Here is a 25,115-nt window from a genome sequence, read left to right on the forward strand (position 1 = left end):
AGGAGGTTATTTTTTATCTGAAATCGTCAGTAGACCCTACTCATTTGTTTGCAGATTTAAAATTTGTTGTGTTTTTTCAGAATAATAAAATTTCTCTAAATAATGACGTGCACGTTGTTTTAAATAGCCTTCAGCAATCATTTTCTGAATGACTGGATTTAATAATTGTTGTAATTCTTGCTGGACTAGCGCTTCATCAATATTTAAGTCGTGCAATAGCAAATCAAAAGGGCGCGCTTGATTGCGCACATACCACGCATGCACCCCATCATGAACTTGCTGTTTCAAATACTCACTTTGGCGCAAGTGATCCCAAATTTCATGTCCTAAATTGACAGTTTGAGATAGGTCTTGCACTTCAATATAATTTTTTAAAACAGAAAGCGGTAAGTCTTTAATTTTGTGCCATAAATTAGCTTGGAAGTGATACAGTTTTTCATCATCAAAATGTTGATTGAGCACCGATTCGCTCATTTGAGTTAGCTTCTGCACATTTTTTTGCAAATAATGCTGAATGGTCTGGTCTAAATTGGTATCGGTAACGCTTTCCAAAACCGATTTACCCATTTTCATAAAACGTGATACACCAGGCACACTTTTGGCGATCACCGAATTATCCATATAATCCTGAATGGAATGTTGAATGAGTTGGGTAATCATGGCGGCAAAGGCAGGATTATTCACCACGGTTTTAATCAAACGCTGACGATGTCCACTTTTACTTGCAACATATTGTGCAATTTTGTCGATGGTTAGCACAGGTATCACGTCGGCAATTTTACTGCTGTCATTAACAGGGTGTACCAGTGCAAAACGAATATGCTCGGCAAGTTGTTCCACTAAAAAAGAACTGGCAGGTGTATTTAAAATTTGTTGTTGAATCAGTTTATGAATGGCTTCCGATGTCCATAGATCTTGTAAGCTTTGTTTGCGAAACCAGTGGTAAAACTGCACAAACTCAGTTTGTACCGTTTCACTTTGGTTAAATTCTTGATCTAAAAAATCAAGCTGAGCGTCAATCAGATGCTCAATGATGGGATGTTTCTGCATGAAGGTTTTATATAATAATTAATTTAGAGGAATCAGTTTATCAGCAAGTGGGTTTTTTAGGTTCTGTGTTTTAGAAAGAAACGGCAAATAATATTGTGCGACTTGTTTTTCGGCTTCCAATAAAGGCATGTGTCCAACATTATTGAGAATCACGGGTTTTTCGGCGCGTTTGAGTAAAGACTGTAACTCATTCGCCACTTCAACATTTATAATGCGATCTTGTTTACCCCACAAAATCAGGGTTGGTGCTTCAATTGACCCTGCTAAACGTGCAAATGAGTCAGGAGTATAAATGCGATTGAGTTTGACAATTTGCTCAATGGCTTTACGGGTTTGTTCCGAGCGTGAAATTAGGGCTTCTTCTTGCGCATGTTGAATTTGTGAGGTGATAGCAGGCGGGTTTTGCATGATTTGTTTAGCAATGTTGGCTAAATCACCATGTTTGCTCACAATTAAGTCATTTAAAGATAATGGGTTTTTGGTGTAAGGCGTATTGGCAAGTTTATAAATGCCTGCACTATTGAGTAAAAATAAACTTTGCGTATCAAAGGGGTATTGCGAGGCATACAATGTTGCAATTGGGCCGCCTAAAGAATGTCCTGCCACATGTAAGTTTTCTTCACAGTCAATTGCTTCAATAAATTGACGCAGTTGTGAAGTTACGTTCGGTACTGAATTATCAAAATTGCTTGGTGTTTTGGTGTCACCGCTATTGGGTAAATCTGGAATAATCACATGATAATGCGGTGTTAAAAATTCTGCGACACGGTTCCAATTATCACGTGTGCCTGCTAAACCATGAATCAATAAAATTGTGGGTTTGCTTTGCGAGCCACCTTCATTATAGCTCCAAACGACATCTCCAACACGAATTCTTTTAGAGGTGAGTCCTGCCTGTTTGCGCTGTTGCTGCAAGTGATGTTGTAATAATTTAAGTTCAGTCGCGTTATTGCTATTAATATTATTGTTTTTTGTGAAAGTATATTGATTAGGCGCAGCACTATGCACAAGGCAAGATGTACTTAGTCCCAAAGCCAAAAAAATCGTATGTAGATAACGTGATCGAATACATTTCATCATCAAAACGTCTTCCCCTGACGAACCAAAAACAGGCTCCAATAATGATCGGCATTAGCTCTTAGATCTAATTGCACATCTGTAATCTGTCTATTGTATGCGATTAAAAATGAAAGTCATCCATTGCTTTTTGACCAAAGCTTTGAAATTGGTAGAAAATGTGACATATCTCTATAAAAAGTGAAAAAATTTATAACAAAAATGAATAAAGAAAAGCGCGGTTGTATATTTTTTTGCAAGTGACATTCATAAAGACTGGCTTTAGAATATTGCAACTTCAAAGATCGGTGGTAAATCAAGAATGCTAACAGCTCAAGAAGCTTTAGAACGTCTTAAACAAGGAAACCAACGTTTTGTTTCTGGTGATACCAAACATCCGAAGCAATTGTCGCACCAACAACGTGCAGAAATGGCAGAAGACCAAAATCCATTTGCCATTATTTTAGGATGTTCAGATTCACGTGTTCCTGCAGAAATGGTATTTGACCAAGGATTGGGTGATCTTTTTGTAATTCGTGTTGCGGGCAACGTGGTTGCGCCATCACAGGTAGGTAGTGTTGAATTTGCGGCAGAGCGTTATGACTGTGCTGTGGTTGTTGTCTTAGGACACAGTCACTGTGGTGCAATTCAAGCGACAATTGATACTTTAATGTGCCCAGACTGTCCACCATCGGCAAATTTAATGTCGATTGTGAACCGTGTTCGCCCTTCAGTTGAAACCTTAATGCAGACTGAACTGAAAAATGATTTGGCGAAATTGTCTAAGCATGCAGTACGTTCCAATGTATTTGCATCGGTAAATCAATTGCGTCATGGTTCAGCAGTTTTAGAAAACCTGATTGAACAAGGTCAGTTGAAAGTAGTCGGTGCAGAATATTCGCTAGAAACAGGTGAAGTGGTTTTTTTTGATTTTTAATCCGAACCGCACAGCAATTAGATTTTCCTCAAAGGCGCTTTATAAAGCGCCTTTGATATATGGATAAGCATTATTTAGCAAAATAGGCTGAGCTTTGGCATTTGGATGAATTAAATCTTTTTGCATCAATTGCTTATTGCCCGCAATACCTTCCATAAAAAATGGCAGTAATTTGACTTTATATTGCTGACTCACCACTTTATAGTTATTTTCAAATGCTTTGCTATACGCCGAGCCGTAATTTGGCGGCATTTTCATCCCAAAAATCACCACTTTCGCTTTGGCTTTTTGGCTATGCTGAATTAAGTTCGCTAAATTTTTTTGAATCATTTGTGGCGGTTGTCCACGCAAGCCATCATTTCCGCCTAACTCAATGACTACAACGTCTGGACGATGGGTCTGTAGCAATTTAGGCAGACGCGCCAAAGCACCACTGGTGGTTTCGCCACTGACACTTGCATTGACCACTTTATGCTGTTTCGGATACTGTTGTTCTAAACGTTTTTGCAATAAGTGAACCCAACCTTGTTGTGGTTGTATGCCGTAACCTGCACTCAAGCTGTCACCTACAATCATAATGGTTTTTGCAGATACCACGAATGGGCTGAAACATAGTCCAAGCAGCAACACACGCGGGAAGACACGATTAGTTAGATTGCGATTTTGCATAATGGGAAATATATGACTCAAAACACTAAAGAATCTAATATCATGCCACAAACGATTATTTCTGCCCAAAATTTGACACAAAAGATACAACTTGCACAAAAACAATTGACCATTTTTGAGAATTTAAACCTAGATATTCAAGCAGGTGAACAAGTCGCCATTACAGGTCGTTCGGGTTCGGGAAAATCGACCTTATTGGGTATTTTGGCAACTTTAGATCAAGCCAGCAGTGGAAAATTACTGGTTTGTAGTGAGTCAATTGCAGAATTAAATGAAGAACAACGTGCAGAAGTTCGTTTAAAGCATATTGGTTTTGTGTTTCAGTCTTTTCAGTTGTTGCCGCATTTAACTGCGCTAGAAAATGTGATGTTGCCCCTGCGTTTGCAGGAAAAATTTAAATATGCAGAGGCAGAACAAAAAGCGCTGAATTTGCTGAAACGTGTCGGTTTAGAGCGTCAGGCACAGCAAACGCCGAAAGTGCTTTCGGGAGGTGAGCAACAACGTGTCGCCATTGCACGCGCTTTAATTCGTGAACCTAAAATTATTTTTGCCGATGAACCGACAGGAAATTTAGATGGTGAAACTGCAAATGAAATTGAGCAATTGCTATTTGAGTTGAACCGCGAGTTGGGCACAACCTTGGTGTTGGTCACGCATGACCCGAAATTAGCAGCACAATGTCAGCGCCATTACGCCTTAATTGATGGACAATTGGTTGAGCAATTTGCAGCTAAGCCTACTGCTGTCATAACAGGAGGATGAAATGAACGCATTATTTCATCCACTGTTAAAGCAGAGTTTTAAAAGCAGTGGTGTCTACTTATTGATTATTGCGCTGACTTTGGCGATTAGCGCGACTACAGCCTTAAAGTTTAGCAATGAGCAAATTCAAAATGCAGTGGCATTGCAAGCGGCAGAAATGCTGGCGGGTGATTTAGTACTGAGTGACAATGAACCCATTGCACAAGACTGGCAGGATCAGGCGACTGCACATCAATTACAACAGTCGAATGTGACTGTATTTAGTTCGATGGCACATACTCAAGCGCAATTTGTGATGGTGAATGTCAAAGCGATTGAGCATAATTTTCCGCTACGCGGTGAGTTGCGGGTCAGTCCTGCAGCGGACAAGATTCAGTCTGGCGAAATTTGGCTGAGCCAACGTGCTATGGATTTACTTCACGTTAAACTGGGTGAAACGGTGAATATTGCCGATGCAGCATTTACCGTGACTGCCAAAATCGAACACGATTCTAATCAGGAACTCGGTTTTTCAGGTTTTTCGCCGACAGTGATAATTTCACAGGCCGATGTAGCACGTACCCACGCCATTCAAGTGGGTAGCCGTATAGATTACCGTTTGTTGTTGGCAGGCAGCGCCAAAGATACGCAAAATTTTGAGCAGTATTTTAAAACGCATACACAACAGTCTACACAGGCGCAGCAAACAGTCAACCCTGAACAAAACTTTGAAGAACAAAGCAGTTTAAGACTACGCAATGCCAGTGAAGGCAATACGCGCTTAATGCGCCCAATTGCCAATTTAGATACCTTTTTACAGTTGGCTAACATCCTGACCATTTTATTGTGCGGGATTGCGATTGGTTTGACCAGTCAGCGTTATGTGCAACAAAATCAGGATCATATCGCCTTGTTGCGTTGTATTGGTGCGAGTAAGCGTCAAATTTTAGCCGCTTATTTAGCGTTGCTGGCTTTGGTCTTAATTATTGCTATGGGCATTGGCAGTATATTGGGCGTGACCTTGGGCTATGCTTTGTTGCAAATCATGCTGCAACTGATTCCGCATTTGGAAATTCAATTTTCAGCCATAGAAATGTTGCTTGGGCCATTGCCAATCGCCATGCTCACCAGTGCTGTGGTGTTGTTGGGTTTTGTACTGCCTAATTTATTGCAATTGCTGAATACCGCACCAATCCGAGTCATTCGCCAGCAAGACAAAAACATGCGGGCTTGGTGGTGGATGTTGCTTACAGGAATGCTAAGTCTGATTGTGTTTTGTGTGGTCTTGACCGAAAGTGTAGTGCTCAGTGCGTGGGTGATTGGCGCGATTATTGCGTTGTGTGTGTTGCTGTATGGGGTGGTGTGGGGTGTATTAAAATTAATACGTCATTCTAAAGGTAGAGTCGCAGCGTATATTCGTGCGCCTGCTGTCACGGCATTTCAAATTACCGCATTGGCTTTAGGATTAAGTTTGATTACGGTACTTGCAGTGTTGCGTACTGACTTGTTAGATCGTTGGCAACAACAATTGCCCGAAGGAACACCCAATCAGTTTGTATACGGCTTACCCCCGTTTGATATGCCTGAATTTCAACAACAACTCGCGCAGCAGCAGTGGAATAGTACGCCACTTTATCCAAATATACGTGGGCGTTTGGTTGCCAAAAATGATCAACCTTTTGCCGAAGCCTTAATTCAGCAAAGCAATACGTTAAGACGCGAACTCAACCTGACACAGTCTGACCGTTATCCTGCCGATAATATCATTGTAAATGGGCAAGCCAATTTTAATGCAGTGGGGCAAGTCTCAGTAGAAGCTGATACGGCTGCCGAGTTGGGTATTCAAATTGGAGATCGTCTCAGTTTTAGTTTGCCTGAAGGCATACTTGAAGCCGAAGTGATTAATCTGCGTACGGTGGAGTGGGAAAGCTTTAGTCCGAATTTTTTCTTTATTTTTTCACCGCAAACTATGGATGAAAATGCAGGCAGTTATTTGGGTAGTTTCTATGTACCTGAGGCAGATAAACCGAAACTGATTCAATTGATTCAGCAATTTGCCAATACAGTGTTTATAGATGTCAGCCTGATTTTGGATGAAATTAAACGTATTGTGAATGTGTTGGTGCAGATCATCACCATCTTAGCCATTTTGGTGAGTGTGTCTGGGTTGTTGGTTTTGGTCGCGTGTTTAAACTTGTTGATGGATGAGCGCAAACGCGAAGTGGCATTGCTGCGTTCTTTTGGCAGTTCTAAACAAAAGCTCAAACGTATGTTAAGTCTAGAAATTGGTTTTATGGGGTTTATGGCGGGAATTATGGCGTGTTTATTTGCCGAAGTGATTAGTGCTGTTGCCAGTTACCGCATGAATTTAATGCTGCAACCGCATTGGGAAATCTGGCTGATTTTGCCTGTATTTATGACAGTGTTGTGTGCCTTGATAGGACGTTATCGTTTAAGTTATTTGTGCGATATTCCTCCACTACAAAGTTTAAGAGAGATGAATCAGTCCTGATTCATCTCTCGTTTATGGTGTTCTGCTAGTTGTAAGGTTGTTTGTTCAACCCAGACTGCGTTGCATCATGCTAAGCAGTTCTTGCCAAAGGGGTTGAATTGGAGTAAGCAGTTGATGGCAATACCAGTAAAAGGCAGCACAACCCAGTGGTGCAAGGAGCATCGCAAAACCGTTCACTAAGTTACTGTGTTTACTGCGCTGTCCAATGTACCAAATGAGTGTCATGGCTGCGCCCATGAGCATGCCGCCAATATGTGCAGCGTTATTAATGCCACTGATCATAAAGCCCATGCCCAAGTTCAGCGCCATCACTATCACTAAAGTTTTGCCATCCAACAGAAATTTTTGGCGCGATAATTGGGGCAATAACGCCAATACCGTCAGTGCAGCCCCAAGTCCCATCACCGCTCCTGAAGCACCTGCACCCACGCTAGGTAACAGCTTTGGATTGGCGACGCCTTGCTCGAGTAGGGTATAGCTGTCTTGAATGCTGACATAGCCACTGAGCAGGCTGCCCATTAAACCTACACAAACATATAACACTATAAAATAGACACGCCCAAACAACTGCTCACTGACGCTGCCAAAAATATACAAAGCCCACATATTTAACATTAAATGTACTAAACCGAAATGAAAAAACATGCTGCTGAACAGGCGAATGGGTTCCGCCAAAAAGGTTAAAGGTGCATAATCAGCACCCCAGCGTATTGCATCTTGCGGGCTAGGATTGCTAATGTTCATACCGTTGAGCACTTGCCATGCAAACAAAGCCACATTGATTGCAATCAGGGTTGCGGTAATCCACCACAGGTGAATTTCAACTTTATTGTTGCGCAAATTTGGGGGATGTTGGGACATATATTTAAATATTGTGTCGTAGTGATCAATCTAAGCTTAACACGAAAAAATAACGCTTCAGGAGCCATGCACCAAGATGAAAGCTTTTTTTATACGAACTTTGTTAATTCTTGTCAGTGTGGTGCTTTTGGTTCAATTGTGGATTTTTAGCAGCTTGGTGTGGTGGCGTACGCAGCCTGTGCAATCGACCATGATGATGCGTTTAGATTATTGGGCTGAACCGAGCAAGCCAATTCAACATCAATGGCGTGACTATGACCAACTCAGCGACAACTTAAAACGTGCGGTGGTGACTGCAGAAGATGGTAAATTTATGCAGCATCATGGCTTTGACTGGGAAAGTATCCAAACTGCGCTGGAACGCAACAAAGATGAAGGTAGGGTTGTTGCAGGAGGTTCCACAATTTCTCAGCAACTTGTCAAAAATTTGTTTTTATACAATAAGAGATCTTTTTTGCGTAAAGGGCAAGAAGTTATGGCAACATGGATGATGGAACGCATGTGGTCAAAGCAGCGCATTTTAGAGGTTTATCTTAACTCGGTAGAATTTGGCGATAATATTTATGGTGCCGAAGCTGCGGCACAGCATTATTTTGGCAAAAGTGCAAAAAGTTTAAGCCGTGACCAAGCGATTTTCTTGGCTGCAATTTTAACTAATCCCAAATATTTTCAGGAACACCGTAATGCGGGGGCGTTAAAAGCCCGTAAACGGATGGTACAGCGTTATATGCGTTATGCGGAAATACCCTGAATCGAGGGAAAACATACTATAAAATCTGAAAATATTCACAAAGCCTAATTTTTTAGGCTTTTTTTATGAAAATGTCACAAAATTGAAGCATACTTGTAGCAGTGCCAAACATTTAAAAAAGCATAGGTGGGTATGAATACGGCAACAGGCGCGACTCCTGCGCAACCAGAATATACATATAATGATCGCTACATTAACCGCGAACTGTCTATTTTAGATTTCCATTTGCGCGTGCTTGAGCAAGCTGTAGATCCGTTGCATCCTTTGTTGGAACGTATGAACTTCCTGCTAATTTTTTCACGTAATTTGGATGAGTTTTTTGAAATTCGTGTTGCGGGCATGATGGAACAATTGGACTTGGGCAATGAAAGCCGAACTCCAGATGGTTTAACGCCTAAACAGGTGTTAGATCAAATTTCTAAAACAGCACATGCTGCCATTGAACGTCAGTACCGTATTTTAAATCAGGAAATTTTGCCAAAATTACGTGAAGAAGACATTTGTTTCTTACGTCGCGGTGAATTAACTCCTGCACAATCGGCATGGGTGAAAAAATATTTCCAAGAGCAAGTTGCCCCTGTATTAACTCCAATTAGCCTAGACCCTGCACATCCATTCCCACGGTTGGTCAACAAAAGCCTGAACTTTATTGTGACGTTGGAAGGAAAAGATGCTTTTGGTCGTCAAATTGATTTGGCGGTTGTTCCCGCACCACGTTCATTACCACGTGTAGTTCGTTTACCCGATGAACTTACAGGTGGTAAAGAGCATCACGTCATGCTTTCTGCGATTATTCACGAGCATGTGTCAGACTTATTCCCGGGCATGACCGCAACAGGTTGTTATCAATTCCGTGTGACCCGTAATGCAGATTTGGCGTTGAATGAAGATGTAGAAGATTTAGCCAAAGCCCTGAAAGGCGAATTAAATTCACGCCGTTTTGGTCGTGCTGTTCGTTTGGAAGTCACGCAGAACTGCCCTAAAGCCATTTATGATTATTTATTAGATGAATTTGATCTTGAAGAAGAACAACTTTATAAAGTCGATGGTCCAGTCAACTTGGCACGTTTATTGTCAAATTTTAAGCGTCCGCATTTACGTTATGATTCACATACACCCGCCATTCCAAAGGTGTTGAAAAAGTCTGAAAATATTTTTTCAGCAATGCAAAAACAAGACATTTTATTGCACCATCCGTTTGAATCTTTTGCTCCTGTAATTAACTTGCTGCGTGAAGCTGCACGTGATCCACAAGTCTTGGCAATAAAACAAACTTTGTATCGCAGTGGCGCAGATTCTGAAATTGTGCAAGTGCTTGCAGAAGCTGCACGCAACGGTAAAGAAGTGACTGCGGTAATTGAACTGCGCGCACGTTTTGATGAAGAATCTAACATTGCTGTGGCTAACGTGTTGCAAGAAGCGGGCGCTGTAGTGGTGTACGGTATTGTGGGTTACAAAACCCACGCCAAAATGATTTTGGTGGTGCGCCGTGAAAATAATAAATTGGTGCGTTATGTGCATTTAGGCACAGGTAACTACCACGCCGGCAATGCGCGTATTTACACCGACTATGGTTTACTAACCACAGATAAAGAGCTATGTGAAGATGTGCATCGTATTTTCCAAGAGCTGACAGGCATGGGCAAAATGGCAAAACTGAAAAAGTTATTGCATGCGCCATTTACCCTGCACGCGCAGTTGGTCAATTATATTGATGAAGAAATTGCCAATGCCAAAGCAGGCAAGCCAGCGCAAATTATTGTGAAAGTGAATGCACTGACTGAGATGCAATTGATCAATAAATTGTATGAGGCTTCTCAGGCAGGTGTGCAAATTGATCTTATTATCCGTTCAATTTGCTGTTTACGTCCAGGCTTGCCAGGCTTATCGGAAAATATTCGTGTGCGTTCGATTGTTGGACGTTTCCTTGAGCATACCCGTGTCTATTATTTCTCTAATAATGGCAATCCGCGTATTTATTGTTCAAGTGCAGACTGGATGGATCGTAACCTATTTAACCGCGTTGAAGCCTGTTTCCCAATTGAAGATCCAGCCTTGAAAAAGCGGATTTATGAGCAGGGCTTATTGACCTATATGCAAGATAATCAACAGGCATGGCTGTTGCAGGGCGATGGATCTTGGGTGCGTGTAAAAGCGGCTGACGGTGAAGAGCCGCATAATGCGCAGCGAATCCTTACCGAGAGTATTGTTTAGTTTCAAACATTTATAGCAGGTAAAAAGAGCGATGCTAGACATCGCTCTTTTTTCGTTTCTAATATTTATTTAATACTTATGTTTTTGATTTATATTTTATATTGATCAATAATTTAAGAAAAACAGCACATCGCATCATCCGCATTCATAATTTTTCGATAAATACTTTTTACATAAGCATGCACCAGTTGTTCGGAAGCATTCAGGTTGGCAGCAACCTGCTGTGAGGGTAAACCTTGTCCTGAAAGCGCCAATATTTCATGTTCAGTTTTAGAGAGTGCCAAAGAATGACCATGTGCGACAATGGATTGTTCGCAGGCTAAAATTTCATTGGCTAAGTTACCATCTAGCGGTGATCCGCCACGTAAAATGGTGCGAATCTGGTTTTGCATGCCTGTCGCAGATTGGTCGCTAAAGACATAGGCTGAAATGCCTAAATGAATAGCTTGTAGCAATTGTTTGGGCATACTTGAAGGCAGCACCGCCACAATTAAGGTGTCTTTACGGAAATGTTTGAGATTTTGAATAAAGTCAATTTGTGCTTTTGACCAAGACTGTAAATTGATAAATACCAAATTAGGTAAATGTTGCTGCACCATCAACACTGCATTTGTGAGCGATGGGCTGCAAAGTAGAACCTCTTTTGGATAGCCAAAATTTTGTAAAATATGGCTTAAATTTTCTGATGCTTCCACCTGATCATCAATCAGCAGAACGGGTACAGGTAAAATGAGATCTCTGTGAATCATGTCAAATACTCCTGTGCTGTTCTATAAATAATTCTGATAAATAGATTGTGCGTGTTATTACTGTAACTGAATACCCTTAAATATAGTGATTATTATATAAAAAGAGTAAATCTAAGTATTTGTTGCTGAATATTTTTTTTGAAATGTGTTGAAAACGTGAGTAATGTAACTCGATACCGTTCTTTCGTTCAGTGGTAAGAGTGGATTGTTGAATTTGTGATGAATCTCACATTTTAAAAACTTGTTCATATTTATAAGTCACTTAAATCATCCTGAACTGCAAAAACAATACACATTTTTGAACGAAAAATAAAAAAGGAGCCAGATTGGCTCCTTAATGAAAAGTTGGTTGGTGTGTCTAAATTTAGTCTGTGTTTTGAGTGATTTTTTGTAAAATCTGTAGCAAAACATCAAATTCACTTTGTAGTGGCGTGCTTTTACGCGTCACCAAAGCCAGAGTACGGCTTGGTGCAGCCTCAATACTTTTGATCTGTATGTCTGGATTCGATTTGATCATGGCATTATGAATTGCAATTTCAGGCAATAGAGTAAAGCCCAAATTTGCAGAGACCATTTCAACCAAGGTTGGCAAAGAGCTGGCTTTTAAACGTTGATCGTTTTTACGTTCACCAATTGGGCAGGCACTTAAAGTGTGGTCGCGTAAGCAATGACCTTCTTCAAGCAGCATTAAACGCGATAAATCCAAATCATCTAAAGAATTGGCCTGCGCCGATTTTTGATCGCCTTTGTGAAAAACCAAGAACAAATCTTCTTTAGAAATCTCTGCGACTTTCAAGCCACGCGTATCGAATGGCAGGGCTAACACAACCATATCTAAACTGCCGTGTTCCAATTTTTCGACAATTTTTTCACTTTGAGCTTCGTGTAAATGCAAGTGAATTTTAGGTAGCTGCTTATGCACTTCATCTAACAGTTGCGCCAAAATAAATGGGGCAATGGTTGGAATCACGCCTAAGTGTAAATCACCTGTGAGAGGCTCACTCATTTCACGGCTTAAACGCATTAAGTCCTGTGCATCTGCTAACAGAACACGGGCGCGTGCTACGACTTGTTCACCCAATGGGGTTAAACGTACATTCTGTCGATCACGTTCTACCAGTACGCCGCCAAGCAGGCGCTCCAGTTCCATGATCCCGCCAGACAAAGTCGACTGAGTTACAAAAGAGCGGCGAGCCGCTTCTGTAAAATGTAACGTTTCAGACAGTGTAACGAGGTATGACAGCTGTCTTAAAGATGGTAATGCAGCCATAGTGTCCTAATGATTATGATTTAAAGTGGTGAGCAAACAGTTCGCTAAGATGAGGAATAAAGTGTGGAGGAATATCATGCCCCATTCCTTTGATTAATTCAAACTTAGCGCCCGGAATCGCTTTCGCAACAGCCTTACCATGCCCTGGTGGGAGCAAACGATCTTGCGAACCATGTACCACAAGGGTAGGTTGCTGAATTTGTTTGTCCAGTTGTAGCAACGAGCCTGTACATAATATTGCTAAAAACTGTTGAAGTACACCCGCAGGGTAATAACTTCGCTGATATAATTTGCGTGCAGTTTGCATCGTTTCGAGTTGATTCACATAGCCAGGTGAGCCTATCACCTTAAATAGTTTTAAACTATGATCAACAATGCCATTTTCATCTTGTGATTTTGGTCTTTCTAGCAGACTGAACAGTTGTTTCGGAAATGGTGGTGGTAAAAAAGGCTGGTTATTACTGGTAAATAATAAGCCTAAATTATTCACTTTATCTGCATATTTGGCTGCAAGGATTTGTGCAATCATGCCGCCCATAGAAGCACCAATGACATCGGTCTTTTCAATGCCTAAGCGCTCTAAAAGTAGCGCAGCATCATCCGCCATATCAAATAAGTTATAAGGCGCACCGTGGTTTTGCAGACCTAAGCTAAAACGCCCCATCATTTTATAGGTGTTCAGACGTGGACCTTTGTGGCGAATTTTGGATGACAAACCAATATCGCGGTTGTCATAGCGGATCACCCGATAGCCCTGATCAATTAAAGATTTACAAAAGAAATCGGGCCAGTACAACATTTGCGCACCCAGCCCCATAATCAGCAAAATAGGTGGATCTTCAGTTTTGCCGCCCACTTCGACATGCAGCTGAATTCCGTTGCCTAAATCGACTTTGGTTTCGTGCATAAATGCCGTATAGGGCGAAGTATTGAACTGAAGTGCACTATTCATGTTGTTGTCCTCATTCAAGGCAAAGCCGAAGCCTTGCCCTTATTATTATTTTATTCTGTTATTGGCAATAAGTCTGGCACTAATTTAGTCAAACTCAAGCGTTGTTTAGCCGCAGTTGCTCCTAAAAGTACAAAGCCACGCAGGGTGTCAGTTTGGTCATAAGCTCTAGCAATCATGCCATCATCAAACTCTTCAGTATGCCAGTTCACATCTACCCCAAGTGGTGCAGGTAAAACAGTGAGTGGTGCAGCTGGTGTTTTAACCGCAACAGGCATGGCAGGGTAGTGCACCTGTGTGGTTTCACCATTTAAGGTTTTAGCTAAGGCACGTGCCTGCTGCATAATTGGCATTACATATGGCAAAAGAATTCCATTCACTTCGGCACAGTCACCCACTGCATAGATATCAGCTTGGCTGGTTTCAAGTTGCGCATTGGTTAAGACCCCACGACTGGTTTCGATGCCTGCTGTTTTAGCCAGTGCAATGTTTGGTTGTAAACCAATGGCAGACAGTACCACATCGGCAATTAAAGACTGACCACTGGTAATGGTCACTAAATAGTCGTCATTTTTAATTTTCGAAACTTTTTCAACGGTTGTGCCAAGTACAAAATGGATACCCGTTTCTTCTAAATTTTGTTTAAAAGCACTGGCTACATAATCCGGCAATAAACGACCTAGTGGTTGTGGTGCAAGGTCAATCACCGTGACTTGGTGTCCTGTTTGCTGCAAGTCATTGGCAAATTCACAACCAATTAAACCTGCACCTAAAATCACCACACGTTTGTCTTGACGTTGTTCAAGCTGTTGGCGAAATGCGGTGTAATCACTTAAATTATTTACCACATGAATGTCATCACTGCCATCGCCTGCAATTGCTAAACGCATAGGACTCGCACCCACTGCCAAAACCAATTTAGAATAAGGTTGTTGACTGCTCACTCCCTCTTTTTCTAATTCAAGTACATGAGCCTCTGCATCAATTGCTTTCACCCAAGTGTGGGTTTCAATACGCATATTGAGTTGGCTTGCCATTTTTGCGGCATCGCCCAATGCAATTTGAGCTGGTGCTTTATTGCCCGCCAAGGCGTTAGATAAAGTTGGTTTGGCATAATTGGCAGCATCATCTGCACTAATCATGATTAAGGCTTGTTCTGCATTTAGCTTACGAAACTCGCGTGCAACTGTATAACCTGCCATGCCTGAACCAATAATAACGATGGGATGCATTAAGGTGTACTCCAAATGATAAGGGCATAGAAGTTGGCGTTAAAAAAAGACCATCGGACATGGTCTTTTCGTGGTCTTAGATTTCAATCATTTCAAAATCAGCTTTTGAAACGCCGCAGTCTGGGCAAGTCCAATCATCAGGAATATCTTCCCATAATGTACCTGCCACAATACCGTCTTGAGGCCAGCCTTCTGCTTCGTCATAAATCCATCCACAAACGATGCATTGATACTTTTTCATTCCATTCTCCATAAACCGACCTATAAATTTCCAGATCAGCAAAAAACTTATCTACAACTAGTTGTATGATATCTCTATTTGATTAAGTTTTTACGCAGTTATAAGGCTAAAGTAAAGTCAATAAGCGATTTTAATCTTTGCTTTTATAGAATGAATAGCTGCATGGGACATAACCGCGCAGAAAAAACCTGTTTTGAGAGAGATACGGCACTGTAATGAGAGAAAGACTGCAGGAAAAATCACGTTTTTATACGTATAAATGCCATTTAAGACCTTGGTCGTAGAGTAAAAGTCTTATATTTTTGCTATTTTATGATCGAACAAATATATTAATATTTTTAAGTATTTTTTAAGTATATTAAAGTTTATATAAATCAAAACCTTGTAGTGTTTTGATGCGTGATTGAAGGCGGTCTTGCCGATTCGATCACTAGCCTTGTGTGAAAATAAACGGTAAAATTCAACCATTCTTTAGTCACATTTCTGATCTTCCATGAGCAATTTGTCTACTTTTTTGTGGTCGCATATTCGTACAGTTCCTCATTTCCCAAAACCAGGCGTAGATTTTTATGATTTAACGCCTTTGTTTATGAATAATTTGGATTCATTAACAGATGCTTTAATTGCCAACATTCCTGCAGAAAAATTAGCTGAAGTTGAAAGCTTTATTGCAGTAGAAGCGCGTGGTTTTGTATTGGCGAGCCTTTTAGCACAGCGTACAGGCAAAGGTTTGGTACTTGTACGTAAAGCAGGTAAATTGCCACCACCAGTTGTGGGTGTGGGGTATAGCTTAGAATACGGTTTAGATCGTTTAGAAATGGCTGCCGATGTGCAAGCGCAAAAAGTCATTATTGTTGATGATGTATTGGCGACTGGCGGCACGTTAAAAGCAGTCAAACAATTGGCTGAAAAATGTAATCATCAAGTTTTGGGTGCCAGCATTTTTCTAGACTTGCCAGATTTACACAAAAACTTAGGTTTAGATATTTGGTCGGTGTTGGACAATAAGTCTAAACCAGAACAAGCAGTGGCTTAATCCTTTTAAGTTGTTGTCACTGCTGTAAAAAAGCCTGATCTCCATGGTTGTGAGCAGGCTTTTTTCATGGGTAATGTTTAATGGATTATTTTTAATGGATCGCTTTGGCTTTATTTGGCAAGATAAACTTGTTCGATTTGTTGAATACAAGAATTAATATTTTCTGGATGTAATAAGCGATGATGTCCGGACTCAAAAGTAGAGGTTTGCATATAGTTTTCTAAAAATGCTTGTGCGGCATGCATATCCAAAATTTCATCGCCCAACTCTAAATAAGCCAATTGTGGAATATCGTGCTGCAAGTCAACATCTGAAATTGCAGGATAATCATTGCGAAATGTGGGAGCTAAACTTGGATTTGCCACCACGCACGGAATATGATGCGACAATGACATTTTAAGCGCCCAATACCCACCTAGACTATGTCCCACCAAAATTTCAGGCTTAATTTTTTGGATGATATTGTGATAAAAATCGGCAACGGTTTGATAATTTAAGTTGCGATAATCGACATCGATACAAAATTTTTGTTTTGCATCTATGGCATGGAATTTAGTCGACTCACGTGAGGAATCTAATCCATGTAAAAACAAGACTTTTAAAGCGCATGTATTCATTGCCAGATTCACGAAGTTAAGCATCTTGAGTCAAACTGAGCCTAAAGATAAAGAGGATAGAAAATAAGATATTTAGACTGTTACATCGGGAAGTTTAAAAACAGCAAAATACTGTCTTTTTCATCTATTTTCTGAACAATATTGTAGTGCGCTTAGCCTGAGAAAGAAGTTAGCTTTTGGTCTAAGTCTACAAAAAATCACAAAAGCAAGGGGCAATTGAAAAAATAAATTGCCCGAGTCAGAGAAGGCATACGAAATCGTGTCTAAATCTGCTATTCTATTGAACTTCTTTTTTTAGTAATTATTCGAGGCAGAGATGACGCAACATAACGCTCAATCGACTTCTGAACCCACTATTTCCGAAAACGATTTAATTGCGCAGCGTCATGCCAAGTTAAAGCAAATTCAAGAACAAGCGAAGGCGAAGGGAACTAGCCCTTGGCCAAATACTTTTAAGCGTGAAAACTACGCAGGAGATTTGCAGACACAATTCGCAGAAGTTTCTAAAGAAGAAATTGAAGCAGGCGAAAAAGTGTATGTATCTGTGGCTGGTCGTGTGATGTTGAATCGTGGTTCATTCATCGTCATTCAAGACATGACAGGTCGTATTCAGTTGTACGTGGCGCGTAAAGAACTTAGTGCTGAAACTTTAGAGACGATCAAGAGCCTCGACTTGGGCGATATTATTGCAGTGAAAGGCTATATTGGTCGTTCAGGCAAAGGCGATTTATACGTTCATATTGAACATTTTGAATTGTTGACCAAATCTCTACGTCCATTACCAGACAAATATCATGGTTTAAGCGATACCGAAGCGAAATACCGCAAGCGTTATTTAGACTTGATCGTAAATGAAGACACCCGTAAAACCTTTGAAATTCGTGCTAAAGTCATATCGGGTATTCGTGCATTTTTGACCGAACAGCGTTTTATGGAAGTTGAAACGCCAATGATGCATGTGATTCCTGGTGGTGCATCTGCGCGTCCATTTGAAACGCATCATAATGCTTTAGATATGCCGTTATTCTTGCGTATTGCACCTGAATTATATTTAAAGCGTTTAGTGGTGGGTGGTTTTGAACGTGTGTTTGAAATTAACCGTAACTTCCGTAATGAAGGGGTGTCTACACGTCATAACCCTGAATTTACCATGATCGAATTCTACCAAGCTTATGCCGACTATAAAGATTTAATGGCATTGACAGAGCAAATGCTAGAAAAATTGGCTTTGGATATTTTGGGCACTACCGATGTACCGTATGGCGATGAAGTGTATAGCTTCAAAGGTCCATTCAAGAAAATTTCGATGTTTGATGCTATTCTTGAGCATAATCCACAATTCATGCCAGAAAATGTCAATGACCGCGATTTCTTGGCTAAATTTGTGCAGGAAGAATTGAAAGAACAGGTGAAACCAGGTTTTGGTTTGGGCAAATTACAAACGATTGTGTTTGAAGAAACCGTAGAAACTCAATTGCGTCAGCCGACTTTCATTACAGAATATCCTGCAGAAACGTCGCCTTTGGCACGCCGTAATGACGATAATCCACACATTACTGACCGTTTTGAGTTCTTTATTGGTGGTCGTGAATTGGCGAATGGTTTCTCGGAATTAAATGACCCGATTGACCAAGCTGAGCGTTTCCAAGCACAGGTTGCAGAAAAAGACGCAGGCGATGATGAAGCGATGCATTACGATGCAGACTTTGTTGAAGCTTTGGAATACGGCTTACCTCCAACTGCTGGTGAAGGCATCGGGATTGACCGTTTGGTCATGTTGTTTGCCAATGCTGCAAGTATCCGTGATGTGATTTTATTCCCACACATGCGTCATAAAAACTAAGTTTTAGCGCATCGTTGGCGACATAAAAAACAACCTGCAGAAATGCAGGTTGTTTTTTTGTTGTAACTTAAAGTTAAACACTTGCCACCAATTTTTTGATCATAGGTCGCTGGCGTTGACTGGCAAGCCATAAATCATGCTGCATTTGTAAATTCAACCAAAACTCTGGTGAGGTTTCTAAGGCTTCACTCAAACGAATCGCCATATCTGCAGAAATTCCAGTATGACCATTCAAAATGCGAGATAGGTTTGCACGTGTCACTCCAAGTGCTTGAGCCACTTCAGTCACAGAAGTTTCACCAATATATTCGCGCAACATTTCGCCCGGATGAGGTGCATTAAACATCATATTCATCTTTGTACTCCTGCGCTAGAAGCTATGTGATAATCCAAATAATCTACAATGTAGACATCACCATCTTCAAATTTAAAAATTACACGCCAATTACCATTTACTGTTAGTGACCATTGATCTTGTAGATTTCCACTCAATTTATGTAAACGCCAATTGGGTGGAGTTCGCAAATCATTCACCGTAGATGCAGCATGTAGTGCTGCAAGTATTAAACGTAATTTTGTAGAATGCGCTGCTTGAATACCTGCTGTTGAACCAGTTTGGAAAAAAGCCTGAAGACCTTTATGTTTAAAACTCTTAATCAAGCCTTAGTATCCAAGTGTATTGTGTATATGTGCAGTATACGATAATTTCGAGTTTAATCAATCAACCAGTTTTGGCGGGGGTTAAGTGCATCTTGCGTAATCCGCAGAAACTTAAAGTGATGATGCTTATAACAACGCCGTTTGAATCCGTACTTTCATCTCTAAAGCTTGCTGCAAAATATGCGCTTTCATCCAAGTTACTTGTGTACCCATGGGGTTGGTTTTAATAGCAGTGTTTAAGAAATCCAGTTTTTCTTGCGAAAATAATTGCGTTTCAATCGCTTGATGCAGTTCTGCCGTGGTTGCATTTAAAGGCACATCTACCAAATAAAAACCTTTAGGATAATTATAAAATGCATACATTAAGTTAAAGGCTTTTTGTTCGGCCTTTAAATTGCCCGCACCAATTTCATAGCTGCGGTCTTGATTGCTATGCGTCACGCCTATTAAAAAGGAGAGTTGATGATCACGACAACGCAAACCAAATGGCAGCCGAATTTGATCTGTAATGAGTTGATGCTGCACAAAAATATTCAGCATTGAAGTATAATCGTTTAAAGGCTCTTGCAAGACGAGTAGTTCAGGACTGTGCTGATACAAAAACCAGCCAGTTGCGCCTGTTCAAGTTTGGATTTGATCTGTTCAATCTGTGACATGGGAGCATCTTAAAAAAAAAATATGTTTTTACTTTAAGCATTTCTTGTTCATGCTTGAAGCACTGAATTAGATGAATAATCTATGAAGTTATTCAAAAAAGAGCAACTTTTAAGCGCGATTTGTATGTATCAAACGTAGCGAGAATGACGTTAAATTTCAATATATGATGGAATAAGCTATTGATTAAATAAAGCTTATATTACTTATTGGTTTTCTTTTATATGAGCTTTTTGCATATAAATATAATAAAACAAGCAATAGTTTGCATAACTAAGTCACTATAATGAAAATCAAATTCTATCTGTGTTATCCGTACACAAGTTTAAGTATACCCGGTGTGATCAATGTCAATAAATCAGGAAAGACTTACTCATCTTAAGCAGCTTGAAGCTGAGAGTATTCATATTATCCGTGAAGTTGCAGCCGAATTTGAAAATCCAGTCATGTTGTATTCGATTGGTAAAGATTCAGCGGTAATGTTGCATTTGGCTTTAAAAGCATTCTATCCAGCGAAACTGCCATTTCCACTGCTACATGTGGATACGGGCTGGAAGTTCAAAGATATGATCACTTTCCGTGACAACATGGCAAAACAACACGGTTTTGACTTGATTGTTCATCAGAATAAAGAAGGGGTAGATGCCAACATTAACCCGTTCGACCACGGTAGTTCTAAATATACCGACATCATGAAAACCCAAGCCTTAAAACAAGCTTTAGACAAATACGGTTTTGATGCGGCATTTGGTGGTGCACGTCGTGATGAAGAAAAATCACGTGCCAAAGAGCGTGTTTATTCTTTCCGTGATGCAAAACACCGTTGGGACCCGAAAAATCAGCGTCCTGAATTGTGGAATTTGTATAACGGTAAGGTCAATAAAGGCGAAAGCATCCGCGTGTTTCCATTGTCTAACTGGACTGAATTGGATATTTGGCAATACATTTATCTCGAAAGTATTCCATTAGTACCGTTGTATTTGGCTGCAAAACGTCCTGTCGTTGAACGTAGCGGCACTTTAATTATGGTCGATGACGAACGTATGCCACTGCTAGAAGGTGAAGTTCCTCAAATGAAATCTGTACGTTTCCGTACTTTAGGTTGTTATCCGCTTACGGGTGCAGTCGAGTCAGAAGCGAATACCTTGCCTGAAATTATTCAGGAAATGCTATTGGCAACCAGTTCAGAACGTCAGGGTCGTATGATTGACCACGATGAAGCTGGCTCAATGGAAAAGAAAAAGCAAGAAGGTTACTTCTAATCTCTCCTGAAAAATCTCCCCAAACCCCTCTTTATAAAGAGGGATTTATAAAAAGCGGAGCCAAGCCTCCCTTTATAAAAGGGAGATTTAGAGAGATTAAAGATTAAAAACCGATTTCTAAAGAATATGCGGAGCTTTGAGCAATGTCTCATCAATCGAATTTAATTAGCCAAGATATTTTGGCGTATTTAAAACAGCACGAAAACAAAGATCTACTGCGCTTTTTAACTTGCGGAAACGTAGATGATGGTAAATCGACATTAATTGGTCGTTTATTGTATGACTCAAAATTGATTTATGAAGATCAGTTACAAGCGGTGACTCGTGACTCGAAAAAAGTCGGCACTACGGGCGATGCACCTGACTTGGCTTTATTGGTGGATGGTTTGCAAGCCGAGCGTGAGCAGGGCATTACCATTGATGTGGCTTATCGTTATTTCTCTACCGAAAAGCGTAAGTTCATCATTGCCGATACGCCAGGGCATGAGCAATATACACGTAACATGGCCACAGGTGCATCGACCTGTGACTTGGCGATTATTTTGATTGATGCACGTTATGGTGTACAAACGCAAACCCGTCGTCATACCTATATTTCTAGTTTATTGGGCATAAACAATATTGTGGTGGCCATCAATAAAATGGATTTGGTGGATTATTCCGAAGCACGATTCAACGAAATTCAGGCGGAATATGCGAACTTTGTGAATCAATTGGGTGATCGTAAACCAGCGAATATTATTTTCACTCCAATTTCAGCCTTAAACGGCGATAACGTAGTGAACAAGTCTGAGCATACGCCTTGGTACACTGGCGATACGTTAATGGGAACATTGGAGTCGGTAGAAATTAACCGTAAATCGGCTCAAAATGATTTCCGTTTCCCAGTGCAGTATGTCAACCGTCCAAACCTCGACTTCCGTGGTTTTTGCGGTACGATTGCTTTGGGTGATATTCATGTGGGTGACCGCATTGTGGCATTGCCCTCGGATAAAAGCTCGACAGTTAAAGAGATTGTGACTTTTGATGGCAATCTTCAACATGCAATTGCAGGTCAAGCCGTTACCCTAACACTGAACGATGAAATTGATATTTCACGTGGTAATGTGTTGGTGCGTGAAGATCAAGTGCGCCCTGAAATTTCACGAGCTGTAAATGCCACTGTGGTGTGGATGGCTGATCAGCCACTATCTATTGGCAAGTTATATAACTTAAAAGTGGGTACACAAACCGTTCCTGCGAAAGTCACAGCCATTCATTACCGCACCAATGTAAATACTTTGGAACAGGTACAGGTTGAACAGCTTGAACTGAATGCAATTGCCAATGTCACCATCGAATTTGATGCGCCTGTAGTATTTGACCGTTATCAAGATAGTCGTTATACAGGTTCGTTTATTTTCATTGACCGTTTAAATAACGTGACCATTGGCGCAGGTATGGTTGAAGCTTGTGTAGAATGGTCTGCACACAATGCAGCAGTCACAGCAGAAGACCGTGCTGCACGTTTAGGTCAAAAACCTGCAGCGGTATGTGTACCAAGCCAAGCACTTGAACAGGCGCAAGCGCTTGAAAGTTTGCTGATTCAGCAGGGTATTGTTGCCATTGCCAAAGCAGGTTTAGATGCTGCGCAGGTTGCACTACTACGCGAAACAGGCATTGTGGTGATTAGCGATGTAAACAGTGGCGCAGATGCAGAGTTGACTGCGACAGCTACAGAAGAACTGGCAGAAAAAATAATTGCCTTAGTTCGTTTATAAAATCGAATCCGCATACAATAAAAAACCGCTTTCATCTGAAAGCGGTTTTTTTATGCGCGTTCATTATATTGGAAAGTTTGTTTTTAAGTGTGCTCTAAGGGTTCGCCATTGAGATGTTTGAGCATGGGCGTGAAGTGCCCATAGCTAATTTTTTGTGGTTGTACTTCAAAACCATTTTTTTCATAAAAACTTAAAGCGGTCTGCGTGCTAAATACACTCATGTGCGATACATTTTTGCGCTGTAATTCGCTTATTGCTTCAAGTAATAAGGCTTGACCAATACCGCGTTGCTGCATTTCGGGTGCAATGGCATGTTGTAAAATTTGCCCGTGATCACTCATCATAATAAAGCCGACTACCACATGCTGTAAGACATAGACCCAACAATTGTTGTAATGCAGCAGCATTAAAATATTTTCGTAGCTTTTCTTTTCTAGCCATGCCTGAATTTTGGCTTCATTACGTTGATGATCTTGAATACAAGAGCGAATACTGGCATGTAATACCGCAACCAAATTGGTGACATCTTGAATTTGTGCAGCTCTAATCATCTAGGCTTAGGGTGATAGATAAAACAAGGCTCTATTGGAAGTGAAAAGCGTTTAAAGAAATAGCAGAAAATTGTTGTGTTTTGCTGCGTTATAAAGCAGTACAAGTCCTAATTTTGAGGCAATCGGTATCATTATGTAATTAAGCATTGCACTTTTTGGCGATGCACGGATGGAATCATCTGTTAAAGCTTAAACGTTGAATCGTGTAGCAGTGAATAGACGCTAAGTTCTGAGATGGTTATACTTTATTGAAACGCCTGAAATAAGAGCGAAGACCAAGATGGCAAAACTATTGTTATGGATTTTGTTGTTGATTGCTGTTTATGCAGTCTGGAAAGTCTGGTTCAAAATAAAAATTAATCGTACTTTTCAGAAAAGCTGTCAAGATATTGCCAATATTGTCCAAGACCCGATTACCCACAAAGCACCGCGCCCTGTAGAAGAGGTGGTGGAAGAAGTTGTAGAATACGAACAGCAATTATTTGATGATATCGCAGAAATATTTTTAAGCTTAAAAGTATCTAGTCATGACCCTGAAGATGCCGAAACCATTCAACAAGAAGTGCTGAATAAAATGCCTGCCAAAGCGTATACGCAAATTCGTCAGTTAGACTTGGGTGAATGGTCGATTTACTGGAGCTTTTGCGAGCAATCCCTTGAATATTATGTCGGCAAATACGGAATTTTTATTACCCATGTAGACCGTTTTGGACAAGAGCATAAATACAATAATTCAGAGCAATTTCAAACAGATTAATTTTCATACCTGATTTTCTATTTAAGGTTTTAGAGAAGTTTTTTGAAAATTGATTGCAGCATCTTCACGTCAGTTAAGCGTTTGGTAAAATGTTGAGTTTTGCGCTATTTTCCCGAAAAGAGGTATCATGCCTTTTTCTTTTACATAGGCAGCATCAATGTCGGTTTTAGAAATCATTGCTGTGTTGATTAGTGTTTTAGGCGTGACATTAACCATTAAGCGACATATTGCTTGCTGGGTGGTGAATTTTATTGCCTGTTTGCTGTATGCCTATTTGTTCTTTGAATATCAATTGTATGGCGAAACGGTATTACAAACCCTATTTATGGGCATGGCTGTTTATGGTTTTTTGCAGTGGAAAACTGCACAGCAGCAAAAACAACATATCGTCATTCAGAGCTTGCCACTCTCTAAAATGTGGCTGCAAATTGCACTGTGTAGCTTACTTGGTTTATTGTTTGGGCTGATTTTAAAGTGGTGGACGCAAGCTTCACTGCCTTTATTGGATGCACAACTGGCCGCCATGAGTCTATTGGCAACCTATTGGAGCAGTCGTAAATACTTGGCAACATGGGTGTTATGGATTGTGGTCGATCTGGTGTATATCGGCATGTTTATTTACAAAGAGTTGCTGCTAACAGCTGTGTTATATGCAGGCTTTGTGGTGCTGGCTTATTTGGGCTGGCGCGAATGGTATAAAATCCGCCAACAACATACGGCAGATTCTACGCTGTGATGGTGTG

24 protein-coding genes and 1 pseudogene are annotated in these 25,115 nt (G+C 40.6%); 11 read left to right on the forward strand and 14 right to left on the reverse strand.

The genetic code is table 11. The features are described 5' to 3' along the window. Window positions 1-36: 36 nt before the first annotated feature. Both LZP46_RS04220 and LZP46_RS04225 read right to left on the reverse strand, forming a co-directional pair. The gene (locus tag LZP46_RS04220) at window positions 37-1,050 is read right to left on the reverse strand and encodes a hypothetical protein (protein WP_236094778.1); all 1,014 of its coding nucleotides are present in this window, start codon (window positions 1,048-1,050) and stop codon (window positions 37-39) included. Window positions 1,051-1,068: 18 nt separating this feature from the next. Further along, window positions 1,069-2,130: an alpha/beta fold hydrolase gene (locus LZP46_RS04225; RefSeq protein ID WP_230244078.1), complete on the reverse strand. Its 1,062-nt coding sequence runs from the start codon at window positions 2,128-2,130 to the stop codon at window positions 1,069-1,071. A gap of 298 nt (window positions 2,131-2,428) precedes the next feature. On the opposite strand from LZP46_RS04225, the gene LZP46_RS04230 reads away from it, so the two are divergent. Beyond that, on the forward strand, window positions 2,429-3,043 hold the full coding sequence (locus LZP46_RS04230) for a carbonic anhydrase (protein ID WP_019837464.1): 615 nt from the start codon (window positions 2,429-2,431) through the stop codon (window positions 3,041-3,043). Window positions 3,044-3,082: 39 nt separating this feature from the next. Here LZP46_RS04230 and LZP46_RS04235 read toward each other — a convergent pair whose 3' ends face one another. Then, on the reverse strand, window positions 3,083-3,712 hold the full coding sequence (locus LZP46_RS04235) for an arylesterase (protein ID WP_180060791.1): 630 nt from the start codon (window positions 3,710-3,712) through the stop codon (window positions 3,083-3,085). A gap of 12 nt (window positions 3,713-3,724) precedes the next feature. Here LZP46_RS04235 and LZP46_RS04240 point away from each other — a divergent pair, with 12 nt between their 5' ends. Continuing rightward, window positions 3,725-4,474 carry an ABC transporter ATP-binding protein gene (locus LZP46_RS04240; protein WP_236094779.1) on the forward strand — a complete coding sequence of 250 codons (750 nt, stop codon included), beginning with the start codon at window positions 3,725-3,727 and terminating at the stop codon, window positions 4,472-4,474. A gap of 1 nt (window position 4,475) precedes the next feature. Continuing rightward, complete coding sequence (locus LZP46_RS04245) at window positions 4,476-6,965, forward strand: ABC transporter permease (protein WP_236094780.1); 2,490 nt, start codon at window positions 4,476-4,478, stop codon at window positions 6,963-6,965. 45 nt (window positions 6,966-7,010) lie between these two features. Here LZP46_RS04245 and LZP46_RS04250 read toward each other — a convergent pair whose 3' ends face one another. Then, window positions 7,011-7,826: a rhomboid family intramembrane serine protease gene (locus tag LZP46_RS04250; RefSeq protein ID WP_236094781.1), complete on the reverse strand. Its 816-nt coding sequence runs from the start codon at window positions 7,824-7,826 to the stop codon at window positions 7,011-7,013. A 76-nt stretch (window positions 7,827-7,902) separates the two neighbouring features. Here LZP46_RS04250 and mtgA point away from each other — a divergent pair, with 76 nt between their 5' ends. Both mtgA and ppk1 read left to right on the forward strand, forming a co-directional pair. Then, window positions 7,903-8,577, forward strand: coding sequence for a monofunctional biosynthetic peptidoglycan transglycosylase (gene mtgA / locus LZP46_RS04255; RefSeq protein WP_236094782.1), 675 nt, complete (start codon window positions 7,903-7,905; stop codon window positions 8,575-8,577). Between the two features lie 132 nt (window positions 8,578-8,709). After that, window positions 8,710-10,791, forward strand: coding sequence for a polyphosphate kinase 1 (ppk1, locus tag LZP46_RS04260; protein WP_070155301.1), 2,082 nt, complete (start codon window positions 8,710-8,712; stop codon window positions 10,789-10,791). 113 nt (window positions 10,792-10,904) lie between these two features. On the opposite strand, the gene LZP46_RS04265 is transcribed toward ppk1, so the two are convergent. The 5 genes from LZP46_RS04265 to rubA form a co-directional block, all read right to left on the reverse strand. Further along, window positions 10,905-11,540, reverse strand: a complete 636-nt coding sequence (locus LZP46_RS04265; protein WP_236094783.1) for a response regulator transcription factor — start codon at window positions 11,538-11,540, stop codon at window positions 10,905-10,907. Window positions 11,541-11,904: 364 nt separating this feature from the next. Further along, complete coding sequence (gene oxyR, locus LZP46_RS04270) at window positions 11,905-12,810, reverse strand: LysR family transcriptional regulator OxyR (protein WP_236094784.1); 906 nt, start codon at window positions 12,808-12,810, stop codon at window positions 11,905-11,907. A gap of 13 nt (window positions 12,811-12,823) precedes the next feature. Then, entirely contained in the window at window positions 12,824-13,762 is a 939-nt protein-coding gene (locus LZP46_RS04275) for an alpha/beta fold hydrolase (protein ID WP_236094785.1), read from the reverse strand. 50 nt (window positions 13,763-13,812) lie between these two features. Further along, complete coding sequence (locus LZP46_RS04280) at window positions 13,813-14,991, reverse strand: FAD-dependent oxidoreductase (RefSeq protein ID WP_236094786.1); 1,179 nt, start codon at window positions 14,989-14,991, stop codon at window positions 13,813-13,815. A 76-nt stretch (window positions 14,992-15,067) separates the two neighbouring features. Beyond that, window positions 15,068-15,232 (reverse strand): rubredoxin RubA, encoded by a 165-nt coding sequence (rubA, locus tag LZP46_RS04285; RefSeq protein ID WP_070155307.1) that lies wholly within the window; start codon window positions 15,230-15,232, stop codon window positions 15,068-15,070. 493 nt (window positions 15,233-15,725) lie between these two features. Between rubA and LZP46_RS04290 the strand changes: the two genes are divergently transcribed. Beyond that, on the forward strand, window positions 15,726-16,268 hold the full coding sequence (locus tag LZP46_RS04290) for an adenine phosphoribosyltransferase (RefSeq protein WP_070155309.1): 543 nt from the start codon (window positions 15,726-15,728) through the stop codon (window positions 16,266-16,268). 110 nt (window positions 16,269-16,378) lie between these two features. Here LZP46_RS04290 and LZP46_RS04295 read toward each other — a convergent pair whose 3' ends face one another. Continuing rightward, window positions 16,379-16,885: a YqiA/YcfP family alpha/beta fold hydrolase gene (locus LZP46_RS04295; protein WP_236094787.1), complete on the reverse strand. Its 507-nt coding sequence runs from the start codon at window positions 16,883-16,885 to the stop codon at window positions 16,379-16,381. Window positions 16,886-17,201: 316 nt separating this feature from the next. Between LZP46_RS04295 and lysS the strand changes: the two genes are divergently transcribed. Continuing rightward, complete coding sequence (gene lysS, locus LZP46_RS04300; RefSeq protein WP_236094788.1) at window positions 17,202-18,728, forward strand: lysine--tRNA ligase; 1,527 nt, start codon at window positions 17,202-17,204, stop codon at window positions 18,726-18,728. A gap of 73 nt (window positions 18,729-18,801) precedes the next feature. Here lysS and LZP46_RS04305 read toward each other — a convergent pair whose 3' ends face one another. The 3 genes and pseudogenes from LZP46_RS04305 to LZP46_RS04315 all read right to left on the reverse strand — a co-directional run bounded on the left by LZP46_RS04305 (window position 18,802) and on the right by LZP46_RS04315 (window position 20,044). Further along, window positions 18,802-19,083, reverse strand: a complete 282-nt coding sequence (locus LZP46_RS04305; RefSeq protein WP_004971994.1) for a HigA family addiction module antitoxin — start codon at window positions 19,081-19,083, stop codon at window positions 18,802-18,804. Continuing rightward, a complete protein-coding gene (locus LZP46_RS04310) occupies window positions 19,080-19,388 on the reverse strand; it encodes a type II toxin-antitoxin system RelE/ParE family toxin (protein ID WP_096900967.1) in 309 nt (102 codons plus the stop codon). The genes LZP46_RS04305 and LZP46_RS04310 overlap by 4 nt, the downstream gene beginning before the upstream one ends. A 126-nt stretch (window positions 19,389-19,514) precedes the next feature. Next, window positions 19,515-20,044 (reverse strand): annotated as a pseudogene (locus LZP46_RS04315) (hypothetical protein). A gap of 351 nt (window positions 20,045-20,395) precedes the next feature. Between LZP46_RS04315 and cysD the strand changes: the two are divergent. Together cysD and cysN are read left to right on the forward strand one after the other, a co-directional pair. Further along, window positions 20,396-21,304 carry a sulfate adenylyltransferase subunit CysD gene (gene cysD, locus LZP46_RS04320; protein ID WP_236095168.1) on the forward strand — a complete coding sequence of 303 codons (909 nt, stop codon included), beginning with the start codon at window positions 20,396-20,398 and terminating at the stop codon, window positions 21,302-21,304. A 143-nt stretch (window positions 21,305-21,447) separates the two neighbouring features. Continuing rightward, on the forward strand, window positions 21,448-23,064 hold the full coding sequence (gene cysN / locus LZP46_RS04325; protein WP_236094789.1) for a sulfate adenylyltransferase subunit CysN: 1,617 nt from the start codon (window positions 21,448-21,450) through the stop codon (window positions 23,062-23,064). Between the two features lie 83 nt (window positions 23,065-23,147). On the opposite strand, the gene LZP46_RS04330 is transcribed toward cysN, so the two are convergent. Beyond that, window positions 23,148-23,615: a GNAT family N-acetyltransferase gene (locus tag LZP46_RS04330; RefSeq protein ID WP_236094790.1), complete on the reverse strand. Its 468-nt coding sequence runs from the start codon at window positions 23,613-23,615 to the stop codon at window positions 23,148-23,150. A gap of 280 nt (window positions 23,616-23,895) precedes the next feature. Between LZP46_RS04330 and LZP46_RS04335 the strand changes: the two genes are divergently transcribed. Continuing rightward, window positions 23,896-24,372, forward strand: coding sequence for a hypothetical protein (locus LZP46_RS04335; protein ID WP_236094791.1), 477 nt, complete (start codon window positions 23,896-23,898; stop codon window positions 24,370-24,372). A 157-nt stretch (window positions 24,373-24,529) separates the two neighbouring features. After that, window positions 24,530-25,108, forward strand: coding sequence for a nicotinamide riboside transporter PnuC (pnuC, locus tag LZP46_RS04340; RefSeq protein WP_236094792.1), 579 nt, complete (start codon window positions 24,530-24,532; stop codon window positions 25,106-25,108). Window positions 25,109-25,115: the final 7 nt, after the last annotated feature.

This window comes from Acinetobacter sp. SCLZS86 (assembly GCF_021560715.1).
In the GTDB taxonomy this organism is placed as follows: domain Bacteria; phylum Pseudomonadota; class Gammaproteobacteria; order Pseudomonadales; family Moraxellaceae; genus Acinetobacter; species Acinetobacter towneri_A.

Bases quoted from the DNA above. Each gene is read 5' to 3' on its own strand.
- LZP46_RS04220 (WP_236094778.1), bottom strand. From the start codon at position 1,050: ATGCAGAAACATCCCATCATTGAGCATCTGATTGACGCTCAGCTTGAT.
- LZP46_RS04225 (WP_230244078.1), bottom strand. From the start codon at position 2,130: ATGATGAAATGTATTCGATCACGTTATCTACATACGATTTTTTTGGCT.
- LZP46_RS04230 (WP_019837464.1), top strand. From the start codon at position 2,429: ATGCTAACAGCTCAAGAAGCTTTAGAACGTCTTAAACAAGGAAACCAA.
- LZP46_RS04235 (WP_180060791.1), bottom strand. From the start codon at position 3,712: ATGCAAAATCGCAATCTAACTAATCGTGTCTTCCCGCGTGTGTTGCTG.
- LZP46_RS04240 (WP_236094779.1), top strand. From the start codon at position 3,725: ATGACTCAAAACACTAAAGAATCTAATATCATGCCACAAACGATTATT.
- LZP46_RS04245 (WP_236094780.1), top strand. From the start codon at position 4,476: ATGAACGCATTATTTCATCCACTGTTAAAGCAGAGTTTTAAAAGCAGT.
- LZP46_RS04250 (WP_236094781.1), bottom strand. From the start codon at position 7,826: ATGTCCCAACATCCCCCAAATTTGCGCAACAATAAAGTTGAAATTCAC.
- mtgA (WP_236094782.1), top strand. From the start codon at position 7,903: ATGAAAGCTTTTTTTATACGAACTTTGTTAATTCTTGTCAGTGTGGTG.
- ppk1 (WP_070155301.1), top strand. From the start codon at position 8,710: ATGAATACGGCAACAGGCGCGACTCCTGCGCAACCAGAATATACATAT.
- LZP46_RS04265 (WP_236094783.1), bottom strand. From the start codon at position 11,540: ATGATTCACAGAGATCTCATTTTACCTGTACCCGTTCTGCTGATTGAT.
- oxyR (WP_236094784.1), bottom strand. From the start codon at position 12,810: ATGGCTGCATTACCATCTTTAAGACAGCTGTCATACCTCGTTACACTG.
- LZP46_RS04275 (WP_236094785.1), bottom strand. From the start codon at position 13,762: ATGAATAGTGCACTTCAGTTCAATACTTCGCCCTATACGGCATTTATG.
- LZP46_RS04280 (WP_236094786.1), bottom strand. From the start codon at position 14,991: ATGCATCCCATCGTTATTATTGGTTCAGGCATGGCAGGTTATACAGTT.
- rubA (WP_070155307.1), bottom strand. From the start codon at position 15,232: ATGAAAAAGTATCAATGCATCGTTTGTGGATGGATTTATGACGAAGCA.
- LZP46_RS04290 (WP_070155309.1), top strand. From the start codon at position 15,726: ATGAGCAATTTGTCTACTTTTTTGTGGTCGCATATTCGTACAGTTCCT.
- LZP46_RS04295 (WP_236094787.1), bottom strand. From the start codon at position 16,885: ATGAATACATGCGCTTTAAAAGTCTTGTTTTTACATGGATTAGATTCC.
- lysS (WP_236094788.1), top strand. From the start codon at position 17,202: ATGACGCAACATAACGCTCAATCGACTTCTGAACCCACTATTTCCGAA.
- LZP46_RS04305 (WP_004971994.1), bottom strand. From the start codon at position 19,083: ATGAATATGATGTTTAATGCACCTCATCCGGGCGAAATGTTGCGCGAA.
- cysN (WP_236094789.1), top strand. From the start codon at position 21,448: ATGTCTCATCAATCGAATTTAATTAGCCAAGATATTTTGGCGTATTTA.
- LZP46_RS04330 (WP_236094790.1), bottom strand. From the start codon at position 23,615: ATGATTAGAGCTGCACAAATTCAAGATGTCACCAATTTGGTTGCGGTA.
- LZP46_RS04335 (WP_236094791.1), top strand. From the start codon at position 23,896: ATGGCAAAACTATTGTTATGGATTTTGTTGTTGATTGCTGTTTATGCA.
- pnuC (WP_236094792.1), top strand. From the start codon at position 24,530: ATGTCGGTTTTAGAAATCATTGCTGTGTTGATTAGTGTTTTAGGCGTG.